Source organism: Novosphingobium sp., assembly GCF_032093395.1.
Taxonomy (GTDB): Bacteria; Pseudomonadota; Alphaproteobacteria; order Sphingomonadales; family Sphingomonadaceae; genus Novosphingobium.
On sequence record NZ_DAMDBA010000146.1, the window covers coordinates 370 to 4,439 of the forward strand.

Below are 4,070 nucleotides of genomic sequence, written 5' to 3' on the forward strand. Positions count from 1 at the left end.
CCAAATCGGTGGAGGACTATGCCGGCTACAGTTCCGAGCAGAACTACGGCGCCTCGCTGGAGATCAACTACGCGCTGGGCGACTATAACCTGACCTCGATCACGGCATACCGCCGCCTCGACGAAGGCCCGCAGCGCTTTGCCATCGATGGCTCCAGTGTCCCGGTATTCACCGCCCAGCAGACCGGCACGGACCAGTCGTTCCTCTCGCAGGAACTGCGCGTCAGTTCGCCCAGCGGCAGCCAGCTCGAATTCACCTCGGGCGTCTATGCCTCACGCCGCAAGGTGGGTGATGACAACGACTTCAACCGCGCCCAGCTCCGCCCGGCCAATCCGTTCCAGAGCTTCATCGTCAACATCTCGGGCGGGCAGGGCAACACGCAAACCCGTTCGGACTCGCTGGCCGGCTTCTTCGACGGCAAGTTCCACGTCTCCGACCAGTTCAGCCTGATCGGCGGCCTGCGCTATCAGTACGACTGGGTGAAGGCATCGTATTTCTCGATCATCGATCCCAACTTCGCGCCGGCCACGCCTGCCGCCGATGGCTCCGGCTTCGTCACGCCTTACACCCCCACGGCGCTCCAGACCGGCAGCACCAAGAAGGGTTCATGGTCGGGCCGTGGCGGCGCCGAGTTCAAGATCACGCCCGACGTCATGCTGTTCGGCACCATCGCGCGCGGTTACCTGGGCCCGACGGTGACCTTCACCGGCCTCACCGGCACCCGCACCAACGTGAAGCCGCAGACCGTCCGCGACATTACCGTGGGCATCAAGTCGCAGCTCTTCGACAAGGCCGTGACCTTCAACGCCAACCTCTTCTACGACAAGTACAAGAACCTCCAGACTTCAGTGTTCAACGGCGTGGAATTCGTCACCGAGAACGCCGGCGGCTTCACGGCGAAGGGCTTCGAGATCGACGCCTCCTGGCGGGTGAGCCCCGTGCTCTCGTTCAGTGGCGGGTTTACCTATTCGGACACCAAGTTCACCGACTACGTCACCGCCTGCCCCGAGGACGTGAAGACCGGATATTCCTGCTTCCTGGCGGCCGACGGCGTCACCAGCCTGGTTCAGGCCAAGGGCGAGCCGCTGTCGGGCGCGCCCAAGTATAGCGCCACGCTGGGCGCGGACGTGAAGCTGCCGATCAACGACAATCTCCAGTTCGATACCTCGGCCAATATCTACTACCGCAGCCGGGTGCAGTATGCCGTCGCCAATGCCTATGCCTATCAGGACGGCTACGGCACGATCGGTCTCAGCATGGGTATCGGCCATCCCGACGGCAACTGGCGGATCGGCGGCTTCGTGCGCAACCTGCTCGATCAGCGCTTCCACGCCTCGGTCATCCACCTGCCCTTCGCGGACTCCGGAGCCTATGTGAACTGGCTGACGCGCGAAGGCCGCCGCACCTTCGGCATCCAGGCCGAAACGAAGTTCTGATCGGATCCGGCCGGAGCCGTAAACAAGGTTCCGGCCGCATTCTTCAACCGCCCGTCAGAGGCATTGAAGCAGGGGTGACGATGCAGGTTACACGCGCAATCGCGGCGCTGGCACTTTCGGCCATGGCGATATCCTCCCATTCCGCCATCGCCGCCCCAAACTGCCCGGCGCTGCGCTGGACGACGCTGGGCACGGCAGGCGGCCCGGTGCCCACGGCAGAGCGATCGGAACCGGCCAACCTCCTGACGATCGGGGAGCGCCGGATACTCGTCGATACGGGCGACGGTACTGTCGTCCAACTCGCTCGGATCGGCCTGGACCTGGGTGCGATCGACACGGTGTTCGTCAGCCACAACCATCTCGACCATACCGGCGGGCTCGCCGCCGTGATCGGATTGCGCTGGATGAACCAGTTTCCCGGCGTCCTGACCGTCTACGGCCCGGTGGGCACGCGGGCGGTGGTGGAAGGAGTCGTCGCTTCGCTGGCGACGCCGGGAAGCATCGGCTTCGGCCTGGGTACCCCGCCGCCGCGCCCTGCGGATTCGGTACGCGTCATCGAACTTGCGGGCGGGCAATCGCTGGATCTCGGGCAGGGGGCGAGCGTCAAGGTCGCCGCCAACAGCCACTTCGACCACGACGGCAAATCCGATCCGAACAACACGTCCCTCAGCTACCGCTTCGCACTGGGTAGCCGAAGCGTGACTTATACCGGCGATACCGGCCCCAGCACCGCCGTGACCGCGCTGGCCAGGGGCAGCGACATGTTCGTCACCGAGATCATCGCCCTCGACGCGCTGCTGGCGGAGATCCGCCTGCGTCGCAAGGACGCTTCGCCCGAGATGCTCTCCGGCATGGAGCGGCACCTCTCGACCCATCACCTGAAGCCCGAAGCCATCGGCGAGATCGCGGCACAGGCCGGTGTGGCGCGCGTGGTGTTGACGCACTTCGCCGTCCCGCCCGGCCCCTTGCCGCATTATGAGCCGTCCATTCGTGCGGGGATCGCCACGCGCTATGGCGGGCCGGTCGATCTTGCGCGCGATCTCCAGAGCTTCGACGTGTGGTGCAAGCCATGAATATTGCTGCCCGGCTGCGACGTGAACAGATCACCAGCGGCGTCATCAACCTGGTCCTGAGCGCAGGGTTCTTCTTCGGCGTCTTCGGTCTGGCCAACCGCCCGTTGCACTTCGCCGCGCCCGACAACTTCGCGCTGGATTTCCTACCGCAGGCCGCGGCGATCGCGCTGATGTCCTCGCTTGTTCCGCTGCTGGTCGTCTCGGCAAGCCTGCGCAAGGCAGGGGGGCGGACAGGCCGTATCTTCGTCGCGCGCACGGTTCTTGCCGTGGTGCTGGCAGGGCTGGCAAGCGCCGCCGCATTGGCCGCATTCTGCCTGCTTGGGCCGTGGCGTGAGATCGACTGGTTCGTCGCGCTGATCGTGAAGCTGGTTTATGGAACGGGATTGGGCGTGGGCGGCACCACGTTCGCGCTTACGCGCCTGTTCGCGCATCAAAGGAGGGAAATGGCATGACCGCACCTGAAACGGTACGCGCCATCGCCGCGATGGGCACAAGGCTCGGCCCCGATATCGTCGCCGCCTGCCGATCCCTGTTCGATGCCGAGCAGCAGGCATTTGCCGACCGGGTCGCGCCGATCGCGGTCGATTGCAGTTATGGCCCCGATCCGCGCAACCGCCTCGATCTCTATGGGGAGGGGGAAGGGCGTCCGGTCGTCCTCTTCGTCCACGGCGGGGGATTTCTCGTCGGCGACAAAGGCGGCGAGAGTGGCTGGGCCAATGCCCATGTCGGGCGCTGGGCGGCCGCGAACGGCATGGTCGGCGCCGTGATGAACTACCGCCTTGCCCCCGCGCATATGTGGCCTTCGGGTGCGGAGGACGTGGGCCTTGCCGTCGAATGGCTGCGTGCGAACGTGGCGCAGCATGGCGGCGATCCGGAGCGGATCTTCCTGCTGGGCACTTCGGCGGGCGCGGTCCACGTCTCGGCCTTCCTCAAGGCTCGCGAGGATCATGCCGGGCTGGTTCGCGGGGCCGCGCTGCTCTCCGGGCTCTATGGCTTCACGCCGCTGGATGAGCGGGACATGCTCTATTACGGCCCGCAGGACTGCTACGACCTGCGCATGCCGCTGGGCGCCGTCATGGCGACGGGGCTGCCGCTGCTGGTCGCCTGTGCGGAGTTCGACCCGCCGCGCTTCCAGGCGGAGTGGGCAAGCCTGCTGCAAGCCCGGCTCGGCCGCCATGGCCACCTTCCGCGCGCGCACTACGCCTCGGGGCACGACCACTATTCCATGGCCCTGCACCTGGGCACTTCGGACCGGCGCCTGTCCGCAGAACTTCTTTCCTTCTTCGCCGATCATTCCTGAGGGGCTTTACCGATGACCAGAATTGCCAATCTCGACCGCCGCAGCCTGCTTGCCGCCGGTGTTCTGGCCGCCGCGGCCCCCGTCATGGCACGCGCCGCGACGAAGCGGCCTGCGCCGAGCTTTCCGAAAGGCTTCCTTTGGGGCGCGGCCACCGCGCCGCACCAGATCGAGGGCAACAACGTCGCCTCCGACCTCTGGTTCGTGGAAAACCAGCAGCCGACGATCTTCGCGGAGCCTTCGGGCGATGCGGTCAACAGCCTG

At 66.0% G+C, this 4,070-nt stretch carries 4 protein-coding genes and 1 pseudogene; all 5 read left to right on the top strand.

Annotated features, from left to right (window positions below; all coding sequences use genetic code 11):
• The coding region (locus tag RT424_RS23945; RefSeq protein ID WP_313443338.1) for a TonB-dependent receptor at positions 1–1,436 on the top strand (1,436 nt) is incomplete at its 5' end.
• A gap of 80 nt (positions 1,437–1,516) precedes the next feature.
• Positions 1,517–2,509 carry an MBL fold metallo-hydrolase gene (locus tag RT424_RS23950; RefSeq protein ID WP_313443340.1) on the top strand — a complete coding sequence of 331 codons (993 nt, stop codon included), beginning with the start codon at positions 1,517–1,519 and terminating at the stop codon, positions 2,507–2,509.
• Positions 2,506–2,961 (top strand): hypothetical protein, encoded by a 456-nt coding sequence (locus RT424_RS23955; RefSeq protein WP_313443342.1) that lies wholly within the window; start codon positions 2,506–2,508, stop codon positions 2,959–2,961. Before RT424_RS23950 ends, RT424_RS23955 begins: the two co-directional genes overlap by 4 nt.
• Positions 2,958–3,809 (top strand): alpha/beta hydrolase, encoded by an 852-nt coding sequence (locus tag RT424_RS23960; RefSeq protein WP_313443345.1) that lies wholly within the window; start codon positions 2,958–2,960, stop codon positions 3,807–3,809. The genes RT424_RS23955 and RT424_RS23960 overlap by 4 nt, the downstream gene beginning before the upstream one ends.
• 12 nt (positions 3,810–3,821) lie before the next feature.
• Positions 3,822–4,070 (top strand): annotated as a pseudogene (locus tag RT424_RS23965) (glycoside hydrolase family 1 protein); the annotation flags it as partial.

What these genes read in the sequence shown, in the direction of transcription:
- RT424_RS23950 (WP_313443340.1), top strand. Translation starts at nt 1,517, where the DNA reads ATGCAGGTTACACGCGCAATCGCGGCGCTGGCACTTTCGGCCATGGCG.
- RT424_RS23955 (WP_313443342.1), top strand. Translation starts at nt 2,506, where the DNA reads ATGAATATTGCTGCCCGGCTGCGACGTGAACAGATCACCAGCGGCGTC.
- RT424_RS23960 (WP_313443345.1), top strand. Translation starts at nt 2,958, where the DNA reads ATGACCGCACCTGAAACGGTACGCGCCATCGCCGCGATGGGCACAAGG.